Here is a 14,514-nt window from a genome sequence, read left to right as displayed (position 1 = left end):
TCCTGTTGTGAAATTGGTCCCTTGTGGCGGACGTAGGTCACCCCGCCGCAGCTTTCCAGTCGAAACCGCTTGAGCGGGTGACTTCACTCGACTAACAGCCGCTTTTTAATGACAGCTACGTTTAATCAGCCTGATCCCGGCCGCTTTCCAGCGGGCCGAAGGGCATTTCCGCATCGTGACTTGCTGGGCATCTCGCAGCTCGAGCGGCACGAAATCCTTTATTTGCTGGCCGAGGCGCAGCAATGGGTCGAGTTCAACCATCAATCCAAGAAGCGATCCAAGGCGCTACGCGGCCTGACGGTCATCAATGCGTTCTTCGAGAACTCAACGCGGACGCTTCTGAGCTTCGAGATCGCCGGCAAACGGTTGGGGGCGGACGTGGTCAACATGCACGCCGCGCAATCGAGTGTAAAAAAGGGCGAGACGCTGATCGACACGGCGATCACGCTCAATGCCATGCGGGCCGATGCCATCGTAATCCGCCATGGCAGCAGCGGCGCGGTCGAACTCATCGCTAGCAAAGTCGATTGCCCGGTGCTGAACGCAGGCGACGGCCAGCATGAACACCCGACGCAGGCCTTGCTCGATGCGCTTGCACTGCGATCAGCGCTGGCTGAAAGAGGGCAGGCGAGCGAGGACTTCACCGGGCTCAAAGTCACAATTTGCGGCGACATACTGCACAGCCGGGTCGCGCGGTCGAACATTCTTTGCCTGACGGCCTTGGGCGCGACGGTCCGTCTGTGTGCGCCCCCTGCGCTGATGCCTCAAGGTGTCGAGGCTATGGGAGCCGTGCCGTACCATGATTTCGATGCCGCACTCGAGGGAACCGATGTTGCGATGATGCTGCGGCTGCAGACCGAGCGGATGAGCGGTCAGTTCATCCCGTCCGCTCGCGAGTATCATCGCCTTTACGGACTGACTCAGGGACGGCTTGAGCGCTGCGCGCCAGACGCGCTGGTCATGCATCCGGGCCCGATGAACAGAGGGGTGGAGATTGATAGCGACGTGGCCGACATGCTCGACCGCTCGATCATCACGCGGCAGGTCGAGATGGGCGTGGCGGTGCGAATGGCCGCGCTCGATGTGTTGACCCGCAAGACCCGCGGTGTCGCAGGCTGGAACGATGGAGAGTGGCAATGAAGCAGGCTCGCCCACTCACTATCACCGGCGGCAGGCTGGTCACGCCAGACAGCGTCATGGACGGCGCGATCCGCGTGGTCGAAGGGCGCATTGCCGCATTGGGCAAGGTGACGGCGCAAGACGGCGATGAGGTAATCGATGCCAAGGGACAGCTGATCGCCCCCGGTCTGGTCGATTTCGGCGTCTTCGCGATCGACAAGCCGGCCTTTCATTTCGGCGGCATCACCCGCGCTGCATTGATGCCCGATCAGTCACCGCCGCTCGATCTGCCGAGCCGGGTCTCCTACATCGCGAAGAGCGGCAAACCCGATCTGTGGGTCCATCCGCTTGCGGCCGCGACATGCGAGCTGAGAGGCAGCGAACTGGCCGAAATCGGTCTGATGAAAGACGCTGGCGCTCGCGGCGTTGCAACCGGGCGCAAATGGATTGCTGATACCGGCGTGATGCTGCGCTTGCTTCAATATGCAGCGATGCTCGACCTGGTCGTCGTGACCCACGCGGAAGATGCCGCACTGGTCGGGGATGCGAGTGCGACTGCCGGAGAGATGGCGACCCGACTTGGTTTGCCCAGCGCGCCAGCCGAAGCGGAGGCTCTGGCGGTGGCGCGAGATATTGCTCTGGCCGAAATGTCGGGCGCGCGGGTGCATATCCGCCAGATCACGACACGCGCTGCGCTCGATCTCGTGCGAGCAGCGAAGGGGCGGGGCGTCGCAGTGACTGCCGGCGTCACCCCTGCGCATTTCATGTTGTCCGATCTGGCGACTGCCGAATTCCGCACTTTTGCGCGGCTTTCGCCGCCGCTTCGCAGCGAGGCCGACCGGCAGGCAGTGATCGAAGCAATCGCCGACGGCACGATAGACGTTGTTGCCAGCGGCCATGATCCGCGCGGGCCGGAAGACAAGCGTTTGCCCTTTGCCGATGCCGCGCCGGGAATGGCCGGGGCCGAAACGCTGCTGGCTATGACGCTGGGCCTCGTGCGCGACGGCGTGATCGACCTGGCGCGGGCTTTTGCCCTTCTAGCGGGCAATCCGGCGAGATTGCTGGGCATCAATGCCGGTGTGCTGGCTGAAGGCTACGAAGCAGATCTGTGCATTGTCAATCCGGACAAACCGTGGGTGGTCGATTCCGCTAAGATGGCCGCAGTCGCGGGCAACACGCCGTTTGACAAGCAACCGACGCAAGGCCGCGCCACGACCGTCATCAAGGGTGGCGTGATTCTCTAACGCTTGAGAGGAAAGCGTTTCCAGTACGTCAGACAGCGCCATAACCATTCGAGCGGACCGAAGCGGAACCGTTCGAGCCATGGCAGCGACCACGCCAGCATAACCGCCCATGCCGAGACGACAACGATATAGAGCTGCGGCCGGGTCAACTCGCCGAATAGCCCGCCGGCCCAGCCGTGAAACACGAACAGCATCAGGATCGAAGTGCCGAGGTAGTTGGTGAAGGCTGCCCGTCCTGCGGCTGCGATGCGGCGGCCAAGCCAACCGTCGGCGTTGGCCCCCCACAGCGCGAGGAGCGCTGCGAGACCCAGAATCACCGGCAAACGGGGGAACATGGAAAAGGCCGTGAATGCCGTCAGGCTGCCCCAGTAACTCGGCCCGGTGGAGAGTCCCCACAAGGCAACAGGCAATGTGGCCAGCGAGCCGCCGATCACACCGATCCAGCCCCACATCCGCTGTTTGCGCGGATTGATCCCGCCGCTGAACAAACCCATGCGGTAAAGCGCCATGCCGAGCATCATCAGCGGCAGGGTCTCAAACGCAAAGATGATCAGCATGGTGAACGGATCGGCCCCGTGGACCGTGAAATTGTGAGCGACGAAATCGAAATAGCTGCCATCTGTGATGATTGCGGCCTCGCTCACCCCATCGGCGATATCCTCGCTTCGCGCGAGCTCGAGATCACTCGCCAGTTCTGAGAAAGCGACCTGTTTCCCGAGCGATGTATCGGCCACGAAATAGAGCGGCCCGAACATCAGCAGATAGAGGATGCCGCCACCGATATAGCCGGTGATGCCGAGCAAGAGCTGCATCTTGGCTTCCATCCGGACCAGCAGCAGCGCGACAAATCCGCTGATTGCATACAGGAACAAGATGTCGCCGCGCCAGATGAAATAGAAATGGATCAGGCCGAACAGGCCGAGCCAGGCGAGCCTGCGGGCTTGCAATTTGCGCCCTGAACCGCGCTCCCACGCTTTTTCCAGAAACAGGTACATTCCCGCGCCGAACAGCAGTGTGAACAGACCGCGCATCTTGCCGTCGATCAGAATGAACTGTGTCACCCACATCCAGTTGGATGTGTCATCGTGTCCCGTCAGGAAGGCATCGGGATACATGTAGGCCTGGAACGGCTGGCCAAAGGCCACGATATTCGCCGCGAGTATCCCCATGACGGCGATCCCGCGGATGAAATCAAGGCTGGCGATGCGCGTGGTCTTGGTGACCGGCGTATCGTCGAACACCCCCGGCAATCCCTCAAGATTTTCGCGGTCCGCCATGCTCATCGCTATCCTCCCCCGGTATGGACAGTGAACGGCCTATCGCAAGGTAGCGGCAGTGGAAACGGTCAAATCGAGCAAGCAGAAGATTTGATTATCGGGTGACCAGGCAATCCTGCCCGCTGCGCTTGAGGCTGTTGCACGCCATTTGCGCTGCATTTCGGGAAGCAAATCCGCCCGCCTGCAAGCGCACGACGCGGCCGGAAGGTACGACAAACTTCTTTTTCCCGGCCAAGGCCGAATTGCCCGCGACGCGGCTCCACAACCGATCGGCATTGGCGCTGACTGAGAAAGCGCCAAGCTGGACCCGCCAGGGACCGTCAGCCGAACTGGTAGAGCGGGTCGTCGGGGCTGCTGCCGCAGCAGGGGCCGGGCGCGCGGCCTCCACCGGGCGTGTCTGTGCGGCCTGTATCGGCGCTGATGATGTCCCGGTTGCGATCGGTTGGCGTAAAAAGTCCGCCCCGGCGGTCGCAGGGCTTTCCGTACCTGTCACACGCGCAGCTTCCGCCACCGCTGCGCGCGCTGCAGCGACCGATGGCGGCACGACTGCTGCGGGGATTGGTTGTGGCAGGCGGCGCACCGCTTGCGGCAAAGGAGTTGTGGTCGGTGTCGCTGTCTGCGCGGCAGTCTGCGCGGTATTCGGTGCGGCAGTCGGTGCGGGGCGCGACCTCGCCTGATCCGGCAGATTGTCTGTGATGGCGAGGTCCACTGCCGCGAGTTGCTGCGCGCGCTGCGTGTCGGCATTGCGTTTGATGTTTTGCGCAACAAGTTGCGCCTGCTGGCGCTGTTCCAGCGGAATAAAATCGTCCATCTGGGCGAGGGCAGGCGGGGCCTGAGGCAAACCGGATCCGTTGGCGAGCGTCAGCAGCGCATAGGCACGCACCCAGTCCTTCTCGACCAGCTCGCCATTGAAATGGGCAATGCCGAGCAAATATTGCGCGCGCGGATCACCGCGATCAGCCGCGCCCTTCACATAAGGCATGGCTTCTTCGCGGCGTCCGGCCTGAAACAGCAAGAGCCCGTAATTGTCCGACGCCTTGATATGGCCCTGCGCTGCGGCTTTGGCATAGAGAACCTCTGCCTGCGCGGCATTCTCTTCCACGCCGCGCCCGAGGCGGTAAGCCTGCGCCATATTGAATTGTGCGTCGGGGTCGCCGGCGTTTGCCGGGCCGCGCCATTCACGCACGGCAGTCGTGTAATCGCCGCGGGCCCACGCATCGACACCGGCCTTTACATCGGCAAGCGCAGGAACGGCCACTGACATCATGGCTCCCGCAACAAACAGGTGAATTTTCTTCGAAACCTTCATCGACCCAATGCAACCTTTTGCAGCCCAGTCATGCCCTCGGGTTAGCCTGACATAGTGAACATGCCGTTAGCAAAGTTTTTCTACCACATCGGGAGCAAAGGGCCGAATTCCGCCAGATCAGTGGCAACCCCGTTAACCCAAAATTAGGGGTATCCTGCGAATTCAGTCCCCGGACCGCATTCAGGCGGCTCGAAATTGGAATTACAGGGGGACCGCGCCTTGCGTGTACTTGCATTGGCATCGCAGAAGGGTGGATCGGGGAAGACCACACTGTCCGGGCATCTCGCCGTTCAGGCGCAGCGCGCCGGGGCTGGCCCGGTTGTGCTTATCGATATCGACCCGCAGGGTTCGCTTGCGGACTGGTGGAATGAACGAGAAGCGGAATATCCGGCCTTCGCTCAGACCACTGTCGCCCGTCTCGCGAGCGATCTTCAAGTCCTGCGTCAGCAGGGCTTCAAGCTGGCCGTGATCGACACACCTCCGGCGATTACCATGGCCATCCAATCGGTCATCGGCGTTGCCGAACTGATTGTGGTGCCAACCCGCCCCAGCCCGCACGATCTGCGCGCAGTGGGCGCCACGGTCGATCTGTGCGAACGCGCTGGCAAGCCTTTGGTCTTCGTGGTCAATGCCGCTACCCCGAAAGCCAAGATTACTTCGGAAGCAGCCGTGGCGCTTTCCCAGCACGGCACAGTCGCTCCGATCACGCTTCATCATCGTACCGATTTTGCAGCTTCGATGATCGACGGGCGAACCGTGATGGAAGTCGATCCCGAAAGCCGCAGCGCTGCCGAAGTGACCGCGCTGTGGGGCTATATCGCCGACCGACTCGAAAAGAATTTCCGCCGCACCGTTTTTGCGGCGCCCAATACCGTTTCGCAGATAGCACCTGCCAATCGCCCCGCCGGCGGCTTCGGCCGTCGGGTCGCACAGTAAGCGGGGGGTAACGATGATGAGCGAATCGAATTTCGCATCGCTCGGCCCGACCCTGCTTGCACGCAAGGGCGGCGCCAAACCGGCCATGCGTCCACAACTCGGTCATATCCCGACTGGCCAGGCGGCCAATCTCGAGGATCTCGGCTGGAACGACATGGGCGAAGAGGACGAGCGCAAAACCAATGTGATCAATCTCACGCCCGAGCCGGAAAATCCGGACGTGGCGGCTGAAGCGCATGAACAGGATCTGGTCGAAGAGGCCAAACTGGCTGAAAAGCTGACGGCAAAGCCTGCCGTTCGTGCCCAGCAGGAAGCGATCGTTGATCGGCTCGAAGGTAAACAAGACGATGTCGGGCAAGATGATGTCGGGCAGGGCGTTCAAAGACAAATCCCCTCATCACCGCTGCGTTCGAAAGCGACCGCCGCACCGCGTCCGCGCCGTTCGGCGCTCGACCGCGGCAAGCGCGCTGCCTTCACGCTTCGCCTCGACCAGGAACGCCATCTCAAGCTTCGGCTAGCCAGCACCATGCGCAACAAATCCGCGCAGCAGCTGGTGACCGAAGCGCTCGACCAGCTTTTGGGCGAAATGCCCGAACTCGAATCGCTCGCCGCACAGATGGCGCACAAGTAATTATACAGGGGAACGTACAATGCTGACGGACGCCAAACGCAATCGTACCATCATGCTGGCGGTCACCACCGCCCTGGCAACGACGGCTCTCGCCGGGTGCACGACCAAAGCTGCTGCACCGGCAACTGTCTCCGCCAGCAAAGCGCAGGCTGAGCTGGCCAAGGGCAGGACCGATTCTGCCGTCGGGCATGCTGAGGATGCCGTTCGCGCGGAACCGCGCAACACCGCTTACCGCGCGATGCTCGGTGCCAGCTATATGGAAGTTGGCCGTTTCAGTTCAGCTGCAACCAGCTTCAAGGACGCAATGGACCTTGGCGACCAGTCGCCGCGCACCGCGCTCAGCTATGCGCTCGCTTCGGCGGCGGCAGGCAACCATGCCACGGCTCTGGCGACGCTCGATCAATGGCGCGGACAAATCGCCGCTGCCGATCTTGGCCTGGCCATGGCGTTGGCGGGAGATCCCGATCAGGGCGTGCACATTCTCGGCAATGCGCTGCGCAGCGGTGAAAACACTGCGAAAGTGCGTCAGAACCTTGCTTACGCCTATGCCTTGCAAGGCAATTGGCGTGCCGCGCGCTTGATGGCGGCAGAAGACGTTCCGGCCGACAAGGTTGGTGACCGGATGGCAGAATGGGCCGCGACGATGCAACCGGGCATGACCCAGCACCGCGTTGCCAGACTGCTCGATGTTCCCGTGGTTGGCGATTCTGGCCAGCCGGTGGAGCTGGCTCTGTCCAATGCGCCCAGCGCTGCACAGCTCGCTGCATCGACTGTAGAGCCGGAAGGTCAGTTCACACCCGTACGCGGCTACACAATCCCTGAACTCGCGCCGGTCGGCGGCGAGCTTCCGGCGACCGGTTATGCCGCAGCGGAACCCGTAGCGGTGCCGGCAGCCGTCGCCGCGCCTGCCCCGCAGGAAACGTTTGCTGAAGTGTTCGAAGCACCGGCACCCAATGCCCGAGCGATCGAGCGCTTTGCACAGGATACCGTGCGCTACGTCTCGACCCCGGTTGTGCAGGACGTTCCGGCCAGCCGCCGAGCACCGACAGGCACCTCTGCTTCCGCTGACACTGGCGCTGCATCGAATGCAGCTTCGTCCGGACAGCGCGGCGTGGTCGATGGCGAACACCTCGTCCAACTCGGCTCGTTCTCCAGCGAAGCCGGAGCCAAGCGCGCATGGGGCATCTATTCCAAGCGTTATCCGCAGCTGAAGGATGCCGATATGGTCATCACCAAAGCTGTGGTGCGCGGCAAAACCTACTTCCGTGTCTCGGCTGGCGGCTTCCAGCGTGCCAGTGCCGCGACCATGTGCAACAGCGTCAAATCGGGCGGCCACGGCTGTATCGCCTGGGCTTCTAACAAGCCACTGCCCGGGGCGATCGACAATGGAGTACGCCTCGCCCGTCGCGACTAGCATCACCGATCGGCGAATAGCGAGTGAGCCCTTCCGCAGCGATGCGGGAGGGCTTTCTTGTTGCACCAGCAGCGTAAAATTTCGACTTGCTATTGAGAATAAGTCGCATTAACAATTGGGCGTAGCAAGGAACGAATCGCCCTATGTATACCTGTGTCTGCAACGCCATCCGTGAATGCGAACTGCGCCGTGCGGCACGGGTCGTGCCGGGCGATGCGGAGTCGGTCTATGCATCGATGGGTAAGCAGCCGCAGTGCGGGACTTGCCTGTGCGAAGCGGACGAAATTCTGTTCGAAGAGCGGGAAATGACCGTCGAGCCGGCCTGCGCAGCATAGCGCAAATCGCTAACGCAAATCGCTCGCAACTGGCGGAATTCCGCCGTTTTCTATCTTAATGCCTCTTGTCATTCTGCATCGTCAGGGCGCATAGATGTGTCCTCATCTGATCCAAGGAAAAATGCCATGAAGGGCGACGAGAAAGTCATCGAATTCCTCAACAAGGCGCTCACCAACGAACTGACCGCAATCAATCAATACTGGCTGCACTACCGCGTCCTCGAAGACTGGGGCGTGCACAAGCTGGCCGAGTATGAGCGCCACGAATCGATCGATGAGATGAAGCACGCCGATCAGCTGGCCGAGCGTGTGCTGTTTCTCAGCGGGCTGCCCAATTTTCAGGCGATCCACAAATTGAAGGTGGGCGAGACCGTCGAGGAGATTCTCAAGGCTGACCTTGCGGTGGAGATGGAAGCGATCCCCCTGCTCAAGGATGCGATCGAACATTGCGAAAGCGTGCGCGATTATGTCAGCCGGGACCTCTTCGCCAGCATCCTTTCAAGCGAAGAAGAACACGTCGATTTCCTTGAGACCCAGTTCGATATGATCGAGCGGATGGGTCTGGAGAATTACGTGCAGATGCAGAGCAAGCCGGCGGAAGCCGGTTAGCGAACGCTAAGCGTCGGGTTCTTCACTGCCTTCGCCGCTTCGCTCCAGTATCTGCCGGCTCCGCTTGCGCCGATCCCGCGCACTGGCCGTAGCCAGCCGCGTCTCCATCAAGAACAATGTCAGCGCGCCGAACAGGAAAACCATGGTTCCGATCCACGCGGTGGCAACCGCTGTGCCGATCTGCGGCCGGATGAAAGCACTGATGAACAGCAAGGCCACAATCGCGCAGATGACCAGCGCTGCTGCCGTACTGAGACTGACGGCCAGCTGAGCGTAGTGCTGCCGCTGGCGCAGAGCGGGCAGTTCCTCCGCCTCGCGCCCGGCCAGCCCTTTTTCTGTCCGCCGCTCGACGAACTCGATGCGGTCGATGAGCCAGGTGAGCCGAGCATTCATCACATTGAGCATCGCACCAATGGCTGCGAGCAGGAACACCGGCGCAAGGCTGAGTTGCACGATCGCCTGCACTCGCGTCGTGCTCGATGTGCGTTCGATCAGATCAACGGCGAGCGAAAATGTATCCATCATCGTCCCTTACTCTCTTTCAGTCACTTTTTGGACCGTGGCAGTGACCATTACCCCTGCCGCGATGAGGCGTGAATAGAGAAGGCTGGGGTGGTCATCATCGAAATACAGCGGCCTGCCATCCAGTTCGTTGAGGCAGCGGCCACTGCTTTCGCTGCATACAAGCGGGGCGCTGCGAACCACTTCGATCGTATTGCTGGCTGCCAGGCGGCCCAACACTGTGTTCACGTCGGCGTTCTGGCGCTGGTATTCGGCATAGCTGGTCGAGAGCGGCTCTGTTTCGACGCCGAACTGCGCGCGCCTCGCCATAGCTCGCCGTACCAACCATCCAGCCTCGGGGATCTGATCGACGACCACCACTGGTGCAATGCGCCCCCAATCGCGCATCGATTGTTCGAACACCGCATAGGTATCTTGTACGATACGTCCGTCCGCCATGATCGGTTCAGCGTGCCCCAGTTCGCGGCCACCTTCGCCGTTGTCGAACGGTTCGCCCGTCGTAATCATGCGCCAGCGGCCGGCCAATACGATGGGCGCGGGGTTCGCTGCGATCAGATCGCGCACCTGCTCGCGGAACCTGCTGCAAGTTTGCGCGCTACGCTGAAGCGAAAGGCCGAAAACCGGGGTGCACGAGTGACGTTCCAGCGTGACAAGCGAAAAGCCCTGAGCCTCGGCATATTCGCGCAGTGCCGGGTCGATCGCACCAGCGTGGGAATCGCCAACAAGGTAGATCGTTTCGCCCGGGCGATAGCAATTGGCAACCGCGGCAGACAGATCATCGGGAGATCCGTTGGTCACGCGACAACTGGAAGTTGCGAACGTCGGATTTTGCAGGGGTTCGAGTGCCTCCAGCACCTCGGGCGAAAATCGCGCGGGCAAGCCATCGGTGGCATAGAGCCCCAGACCGGCGGCCATGGACGCTACCAGCGCACCTGCCGAGGCAGTGAAGATGGTCTTCCGACTAAAATTCCTGCGGTCACGCACCGGGTTTTCGATCCACCGCCAACTCGCGTAGGACAGCCCGACCGTAAGCGCGATCAGTAGCGGCATGGTGAGGCCATACGGGTCTACGAAATTGAACTGCCGAGCGAAGGCAAACAGCGGCTGATGCCACAGATAGATGCTGTATGACATCAGGCCTGCCGCAACCAAAGGGCCCCAAGCCATCATCCGGTAGGCCAACCCGCCGGGCTGCGCGAAGAGAATCACCAACACGGCACCCGTAACGGCAGGAAGGGCGGAAAGACCGGGGAAGCGGGAGGTGGGTTCAAGCCAGAAGAAACTGAACAGGATTAGTGCGAAGCCGAAATTGGCAGCAGCCCGCGAAAGTATGAAATCGGCTGCAATGTCACGGCGCGACATCACAATACCGGCCAGGGCCCCGACCAGAAATTCCCACGCGCGGGTGTGCAGATAGTAAAAGGCGGTAACGCTATCGCTTCGCACCGTCATCTCGGCAGCGGCAAGGCTGGCCAGCAGCACGACGCTCAACGCGGCCGCGGCCGGCTTGATGCCCCAGCGCCACAGAACGAACAGCAGCGGTGGGAAAAAGAGGTAAAACTGCTCTTCCACCGATAACGTCCAGGTGTGGATCAGCGGATTGAGCTCGCTCGATGCATCGAAATAGCCTTCGCGTCTGGCGAACAGGATATTCGACGCAAACGCGCCCACCGACGCAAGGCCGCTGCCAAAATTGCGCAAATCGGCCGGGAACAGGATTACCAGCGACAGCGCCAGCGTCACCAACATGACAGAGAATAGTGCGGGGAAGATCCGCCGTGCGCGGCGTTCGAAAAATTCCAGAAACGAGAACCGTTCCCGGTCCAGATCTTTTACGATCATGGAACAGATCAGATAGCCACTGAGGACAAAGAAGACGTCCACCCCGGAATAGCCGCCGGGCAAGAAGGTGTAGCCCGCATGATAGAGAATCACCGCGATCAGCGCGAAACCCCGGAGCCCGTCAAGCTCGCGCCTGTAGGTGAATACCAGCGGTGCGGACGTCATCGCACTAGCTACCGCTCTCCGCTGTAGTTGCCCCCACCGCCCTTGTTGGCGTTGTACGGGTTTTTCGGGCTTTTGAGCACGACACGGATTGGCACCGCATCGAAGCCGAGCGAGCGGCGGATCCCGTTGACGAGATATCGTTCATAGCTTTTCGGCAGCGCATCCAGCCTTGTGCCGAAAACCACGAAACGCGGCGGCCTGGTGGAAGACTGAGTGATGTAGCGCAACTTGATCCGGCGGCCCTTGGGGGCAGGGGGAGGGTTGGCTGCGAGCGCATCGTCGAACCAGCGGTTAAGCGCAGCGGTGGGTACGCGTTTCGACCACGCTTCACGGATTTCGAAGGCGGCGCCGATCATCGTGTCGAGCCCTTTGCCGGTCTTCGCACTGATCGCCAGCAGCGGAACGCCGCGCACTTGCGCCAGACCTTCATCGAGCGCGTGCTTGATCCCGTTGAACAGGCTGCTGGCGTTCTCAGCCACATCCCATTTGTTGATCGCTATGACCAGCGCCCGGCCTTCCTGCAGCACGCGGTCGGCGATCTTGAGGTCCTGATGCTCGAGGCCCAGTGTCGCGTCGAGCACAAGCACCACGACTTCTGCGAAATCGACTGCCCGCAGGCCATCGGCAACGGAAAGCTTTTCCAGCTTGTCGACGACCTTGGCACGCTTGCGCATCCCGGCTGTATCGATCAGCTCGATATCGCGCACTTCCCCCGAATTCGGATCGGTCCACTGCCAGTCGATAGAGATGGAATCGCGCGTGATACCCGCCTCGGGACCGGTCAACAGGCGATCTTCGCCCAACAGCCGGTTGATGATTGTCGACTTGCCGGCATTCGGCCGTCCGACGATCGCGAGTTTGAGCGGGCCAAGCGGCGGCTCGTCTTCCAGCGCCGCTTCAGCTGCGGCGGCTTCCTGGGCTGCTTCAGCGGCATCGACCTTGTCGCCGATTATTGGCCACAAGGCTCCGAACAGGTCGGCAATGCCCTCGCCATGCTCGGCCGAGACGGCGATGGGTTCGCCAAGTCCCAGCGAATAGCTCTCTAGTATGCCGGATTCGCTCGCGCGTCCTTCGGCCTTATTGGCCACGAGAATGATCGGCAGTTCCTGCCCGCGCAACCAGCGCGCGATTTCTTCGTCCATCGGCGTCAGGCCGGCGCGCGAATCGATCACGAACAAAACCGCGTCGGCACCGTGGAGACTGACTTCGGTCTGCTTTCGCATCCGTCCTGGCAGGGTTTCTTCGTCGAGGTCTTCCCACCCCGCAGTATCGACGGCTGTGAAACGCATCCCGGCAAGCTCCGCCTCGCCCAGCCGGCGGTCGCGCGTAACGCCGGGCTGATCATCGACCAGTGCCAGCTTCTTTCCGATAAGCCGGTTGAACAGCGTCGACTTGCCGACATTGGGTCGACCGAGAATAATGACTTGGGGAAGGGCAGTGGGTAGCATGGTGGTGCGCAGTTGGCCCCTAACGCGCCGAATGGCAAGCGTAGAGGCTTGCTCCAGCGCTTATGGCTAATTTGCGTTAACCGTACTGGTCAGTAGGGTTGCAACCCTAACGCGGCATTAGCCACCGCATGTTACGCCGTTTGACACCTCTTATCGTTTTCTTTTTGGCCGCAATCGGCGCTCCTGCGCTGGCCGAGACATCGGACAATTTTCGCGATCCCGATCGCGGCGCCCGGGTTGAGCTCCCGCCCTATCTGCAATGCGTGCCTTACGCGCGTCAGCTATCGGGTATCGGCATCTATGGTGATGCGCACACCTGGTGGGATCAGGCAGCGGGCAAGTATGCTCGGGGCAGTACACCGAAAGTAGGCGCGGTGATGGCATTTGTTCCGCATCGCAATATGCGGCTCGGCCATGTTGCCGCTGTCAGCAAAGTCATCGACAGTCGCACTGTGCTTCTCGACCATGCCAACTGGTCGCCGATCAACGGACGCCGCGGGCAGATCGAACGCGATGTCAAAGCGGTCGATGTGTCACCAGGCAACGATTGGAGCGAGGTTCGGGTGTGGTACGATCCGATCGAGGGTCTCGGAAAGACAGCATGGCCGGTTCACGGCTTCATCTATGGCGAACGTAGCCGGATCGAACGTTCGCAAATCGCGCTGTCGCCTGTCCGTGCGGCCCCTGTCCGTCCAGCCGCTGTGCGTCAGAAGAGTTCGCCTGAGTTCCTTCAGGCGTTTGCTGCGCCCGCAACCACTTCACCGCTTCGCCCCCGTCCGCTGCCAGCCACCGTGCAGCGGACGCGGGCGGAACCTGTACGCTCTGTGACGCGCCCGGCGGGACGCACAGCTTCGCGCAGCATCGACCCGCTGGAGGCTGCTGTCCTCCGATACGATAACTGAGGCTCAGTCTTTCTTGGCGATTGGCGGTTCGTCGCCCAGATCTTCATACCAGGCTTCAACCGGGCCATTGAGCTTGAGGGTCAAAGGCTGACCGTGACGGTCGGTTGTCTTGCCCGCCTGCACGCGGACCCAGCCTTCCGAAATGCAATATTCCTCGATATCGGTGCGCACCCGTTCCTTGAAGCGGATGCCGATACCGCGCTGCAATTTCTCTGCATCGAAATGCTCGCTGCGCGGATTGACCGAAATGCGGTCGGGCGGGGTGTCGTTTGCTGTGTCTTCGCTCATGGCACTGGCCCGTACTGTCGAGTTTGAACAGTGGCAATAGCTGAACGATCAGATTGGCTGGCCCGGTCTCTCGGGCGGAACTTCTCCCGGTTGGTCGATATCAGGCTGAGACGGCAGGATTTCGGGTGGCTCGGTGTTGGGGGCTTCGTCTGGCGCGTCCGGCGCGGGCGTCTCTGGCGGTGATTGCGGGTCGATACGATCGGGCTGCGTTGCCATGGGTCTTTCCTTCCATTCACACAACGCGCGTCTCTTGCCGACCGTTCCTGCACCATCCCTGCTTGCCCTTTGCGCCGTGCCCTTCTAAGGGCGCTCCCCTGTCCGTGCGGGTTTTTGCCTGCACGTGGCTTCGTTCGGGTTGCGGGCGTGGCGGAATTGGTAGACGCGCTGGTTTTAGGTACCAGTATCGTAAGATGTGGGGGTTCGAGTCCCTTCGCCCGCACCAGCCGCCGCCGGCTCACCCCTCGAAACCCTGA

General features: G+C 61.4%; 15 protein-coding genes and 1 tRNA gene. 9 read left to right on the top strand and 7 right to left on the bottom strand.

Features of this window, described 5'->3' with window-relative positions:
• The first annotated feature begins 108 nt into the window (after nt 1-108).
• Both E0502_RS02650 and E0502_RS02645 read left to right on the top strand, forming a co-directional pair.
• Nucleotides 109-1,140, top strand: a complete 1,032-nt coding sequence (locus E0502_RS02650; protein ID WP_137676418.1) for an aspartate carbamoyltransferase catalytic subunit — start codon at nt 109-111, stop codon at nt 1,138-1,140.
• Nucleotides 1,137-2,363: a dihydroorotase gene (locus E0502_RS02645; RefSeq protein WP_137676417.1), complete on the top strand. Its 1,227-nt coding sequence runs from the start codon at nt 1,137-1,139 to the stop codon at nt 2,361-2,363. The genes E0502_RS02650 and E0502_RS02645 overlap by 4 nt, the downstream gene beginning before the upstream one ends.
• Here the strand turns inward: E0502_RS02645 and E0502_RS02640 are convergent.
• Both E0502_RS02640 and E0502_RS02635 read right to left on the bottom strand, forming a co-directional pair.
• The gene (locus tag E0502_RS02640) at nt 2,360-3,646 is read right to left on the bottom strand and encodes a DUF418 domain-containing protein (protein ID WP_240048829.1); all 1,287 of its coding nucleotides are present in this window, start codon (nt 3,644-3,646) and stop codon (nt 2,360-2,362) included. The genes E0502_RS02645 and E0502_RS02640 overlap by 4 nt on opposite strands.
• An 88-nt stretch (nt 3,647-3,734) precedes the next feature.
• Complete coding sequence (locus E0502_RS02635; protein WP_137676416.1) at nt 3,735-4,907, bottom strand: SPOR domain-containing protein; 1,173 nt, start codon at nt 4,905-4,907, stop codon at nt 3,735-3,737.
• A gap of 261 nt (nt 4,908-5,168) precedes the next feature.
• Between E0502_RS02635 and E0502_RS02630 the strand changes: the two genes are divergently transcribed.
• The 5 genes from E0502_RS02630 to bfr all read left to right on the top strand — a co-directional run bounded on the left by E0502_RS02630 (nt 5,169) and on the right by bfr (nt 8,874).
• Nucleotides 5,169-5,885 carry a ParA family protein gene (locus E0502_RS02630; protein WP_137676415.1) on the top strand — a complete coding sequence of 239 codons (717 nt, stop codon included), beginning with the start codon at nt 5,169-5,171 and terminating at the stop codon, nt 5,883-5,885.
• Nucleotides 5,886-5,901: 16 nt separating this feature from the next.
• Nucleotides 5,902-6,516, top strand: coding sequence for a hypothetical protein (locus E0502_RS02625; protein ID WP_240048828.1), 615 nt, complete (start codon nt 5,902-5,904; stop codon nt 6,514-6,516).
• Between the two features lie 19 nt (nt 6,517-6,535).
• Nucleotides 6,536-7,930 carry an SPOR domain-containing protein gene (locus tag E0502_RS02620; protein ID WP_137676413.1) on the top strand — a complete coding sequence of 465 codons (1,395 nt, stop codon included), beginning with the start codon at nt 6,536-6,538 and terminating at the stop codon, nt 7,928-7,930.
• Nucleotides 7,931-8,073: 143 nt separating this feature from the next.
• Complete coding sequence (locus tag E0502_RS02615; protein ID WP_137676412.1) at nt 8,074-8,265, top strand: (2Fe-2S)-binding protein; 192 nt, start codon at nt 8,074-8,076, stop codon at nt 8,263-8,265.
• A gap of 126 nt (nt 8,266-8,391) precedes the next feature.
• A complete protein-coding gene (gene bfr / locus E0502_RS02610) occupies nt 8,392-8,874 on the top strand; it encodes a bacterioferritin (protein WP_137676411.1) in 483 nt (160 codons plus the stop codon).
• A 6-nt stretch (nt 8,875-8,880) separates the two neighbouring features.
• Here bfr and E0502_RS02605 read toward each other — a convergent pair whose 3' ends face one another.
• Genes E0502_RS02605 through der form a run of 3 tightly spaced genes read right to left on the bottom strand, consistent with a single transcriptional unit; the run spans nt 8,881 to nt 12,851 of the window.
• A complete protein-coding gene (locus E0502_RS02605) occupies nt 8,881-9,396 on the bottom strand; it encodes a DUF2721 domain-containing protein (RefSeq protein WP_240048827.1) in 516 nt (171 codons plus the stop codon).
• 9 nt (nt 9,397-9,405) lie between these two features.
• The gene (locus E0502_RS02600; RefSeq protein ID WP_137676409.1) at nt 9,406-11,403 is read right to left on the bottom strand and encodes an acyltransferase family protein; all 1,998 of its coding nucleotides are present in this window, start codon (nt 11,401-11,403) and stop codon (nt 9,406-9,408) included.
• Nucleotides 11,404-11,411: 8 nt separating this feature from the next.
• A complete protein-coding gene (gene der, locus E0502_RS02595) occupies nt 11,412-12,851 on the bottom strand; it encodes a ribosome biogenesis GTPase Der (protein ID WP_137676408.1) in 1,440 nt (479 codons plus the stop codon).
• A 254-nt stretch (nt 12,852-13,105) separates the two neighbouring features.
• Here der and E0502_RS02590 point away from each other — a divergent pair, with 254 nt between their 5' ends.
• A complete protein-coding gene (locus E0502_RS02590) occupies nt 13,106-13,753 on the top strand; it encodes a CHAP domain-containing protein (RefSeq protein ID WP_420813485.1) in 648 nt (215 codons plus the stop codon).
• Nucleotides 13,754-13,756: 3 nt separating this feature from the next.
• Here the strand turns inward: E0502_RS02590 and E0502_RS02585 are convergent, their stop codons facing one another.
• Both E0502_RS02585 and E0502_RS15150 read right to left on the bottom strand, forming a co-directional pair.
• Nucleotides 13,757-14,041 carry a DUF3297 family protein gene (locus tag E0502_RS02585; RefSeq protein ID WP_137676406.1) on the bottom strand — a complete coding sequence of 95 codons (285 nt, stop codon included), beginning with the start codon at nt 14,039-14,041 and terminating at the stop codon, nt 13,757-13,759.
• Between the two features lie 48 nt (nt 14,042-14,089).
• Nucleotides 14,090-14,257: a hypothetical protein gene (locus E0502_RS15150; protein ID WP_192895904.1), complete on the bottom strand. Its 168-nt coding sequence runs from the start codon at nt 14,255-14,257 to the stop codon at nt 14,090-14,092.
• A 141-nt stretch (nt 14,258-14,398) separates the two neighbouring features.
• On the opposite strand from E0502_RS15150, the gene E0502_RS02580 reads away from it, so the two are divergent.
• Nucleotides 14,399-14,483 (top strand) — tRNA-Leu (locus E0502_RS02580).
• Nucleotides 14,484-14,514: the final 31 nt, after the last annotated feature.

The sequence above is a fragment of the Parerythrobacter lutipelagi genome (assembly GCF_005434975.1).
Taxonomy (GTDB): Bacteria; Pseudomonadota; Alphaproteobacteria; order Sphingomonadales; family Sphingomonadaceae; genus Parerythrobacter_A; species Parerythrobacter_A lutipelagi.
The sequence above is the reverse complement of the archived record's forward strand: the minus strand, read 5'-3'. Positions and strand labels throughout refer to the sequence as shown.

What these genes read in the sequence shown, in the direction of transcription:
- E0502_RS02600 (WP_137676409.1), bottom strand. Translation starts at nt 11,403, where the DNA reads ATGACGTCCGCACCGCTGGTATTCACCTACAGGCGCGAGCTTGACGGG.
- E0502_RS02625 (WP_240048828.1), top strand. Translation starts at nt 5,902, where the DNA reads ATGAGCGAATCGAATTTCGCATCGCTCGGCCCGACCCTGCTTGCACGC.
- E0502_RS02645 (WP_137676417.1), top strand. Translation starts at nt 1,137, where the DNA reads ATGAAGCAGGCTCGCCCACTCACTATCACCGGCGGCAGGCTGGTCACG.
- E0502_RS02585 (WP_137676406.1), bottom strand. Translation starts at nt 14,041, where the DNA reads ATGAGCGAAGACACAGCAAACGACACCCCGCCCGACCGCATTTCGGTC.
- E0502_RS02635 (WP_137676416.1), bottom strand. Translation starts at nt 4,907, where the DNA reads ATGATGTCAGTGGCCGTTCCTGCGCTTGCCGATGTAAAGGCCGGTGTC.
- der (WP_137676408.1), bottom strand. Translation starts at nt 12,851, where the DNA reads ATGCTACCCACTGCCCTTCCCCAAGTCATTATTCTCGGTCGACCCAAT.
- E0502_RS15150 (WP_192895904.1), bottom strand. Translation starts at nt 14,257, where the DNA reads ATGGCAACGCAGCCCGATCGTATCGACCCGCAATCACCGCCAGAGACG.
- E0502_RS02615 (WP_137676412.1), top strand. Translation starts at nt 8,074, where the DNA reads ATGTATACCTGTGTCTGCAACGCCATCCGTGAATGCGAACTGCGCCGT.
- E0502_RS02650 (WP_137676418.1), top strand. Translation starts at nt 109, where the DNA reads ATGACAGCTACGTTTAATCAGCCTGATCCCGGCCGCTTTCCAGCGGGC.
- bfr (WP_137676411.1), top strand. Translation starts at nt 8,392, where the DNA reads ATGAAGGGCGACGAGAAAGTCATCGAATTCCTCAACAAGGCGCTCACC.
- E0502_RS02605 (WP_240048827.1), bottom strand. Translation starts at nt 9,396, where the DNA reads ATGGATACATTTTCGCTCGCCGTTGATCTGATCGAACGCACATCGAGC.
- E0502_RS02640 (WP_240048829.1), bottom strand. Translation starts at nt 3,646, where the DNA reads ATGAGCATGGCGGACCGCGAAAATCTTGAGGGATTGCCGGGGGTGTTC.
- E0502_RS02620 (WP_137676413.1), top strand. Translation starts at nt 6,536, where the DNA reads ATGCTGACGGACGCCAAACGCAATCGTACCATCATGCTGGCGGTCACC.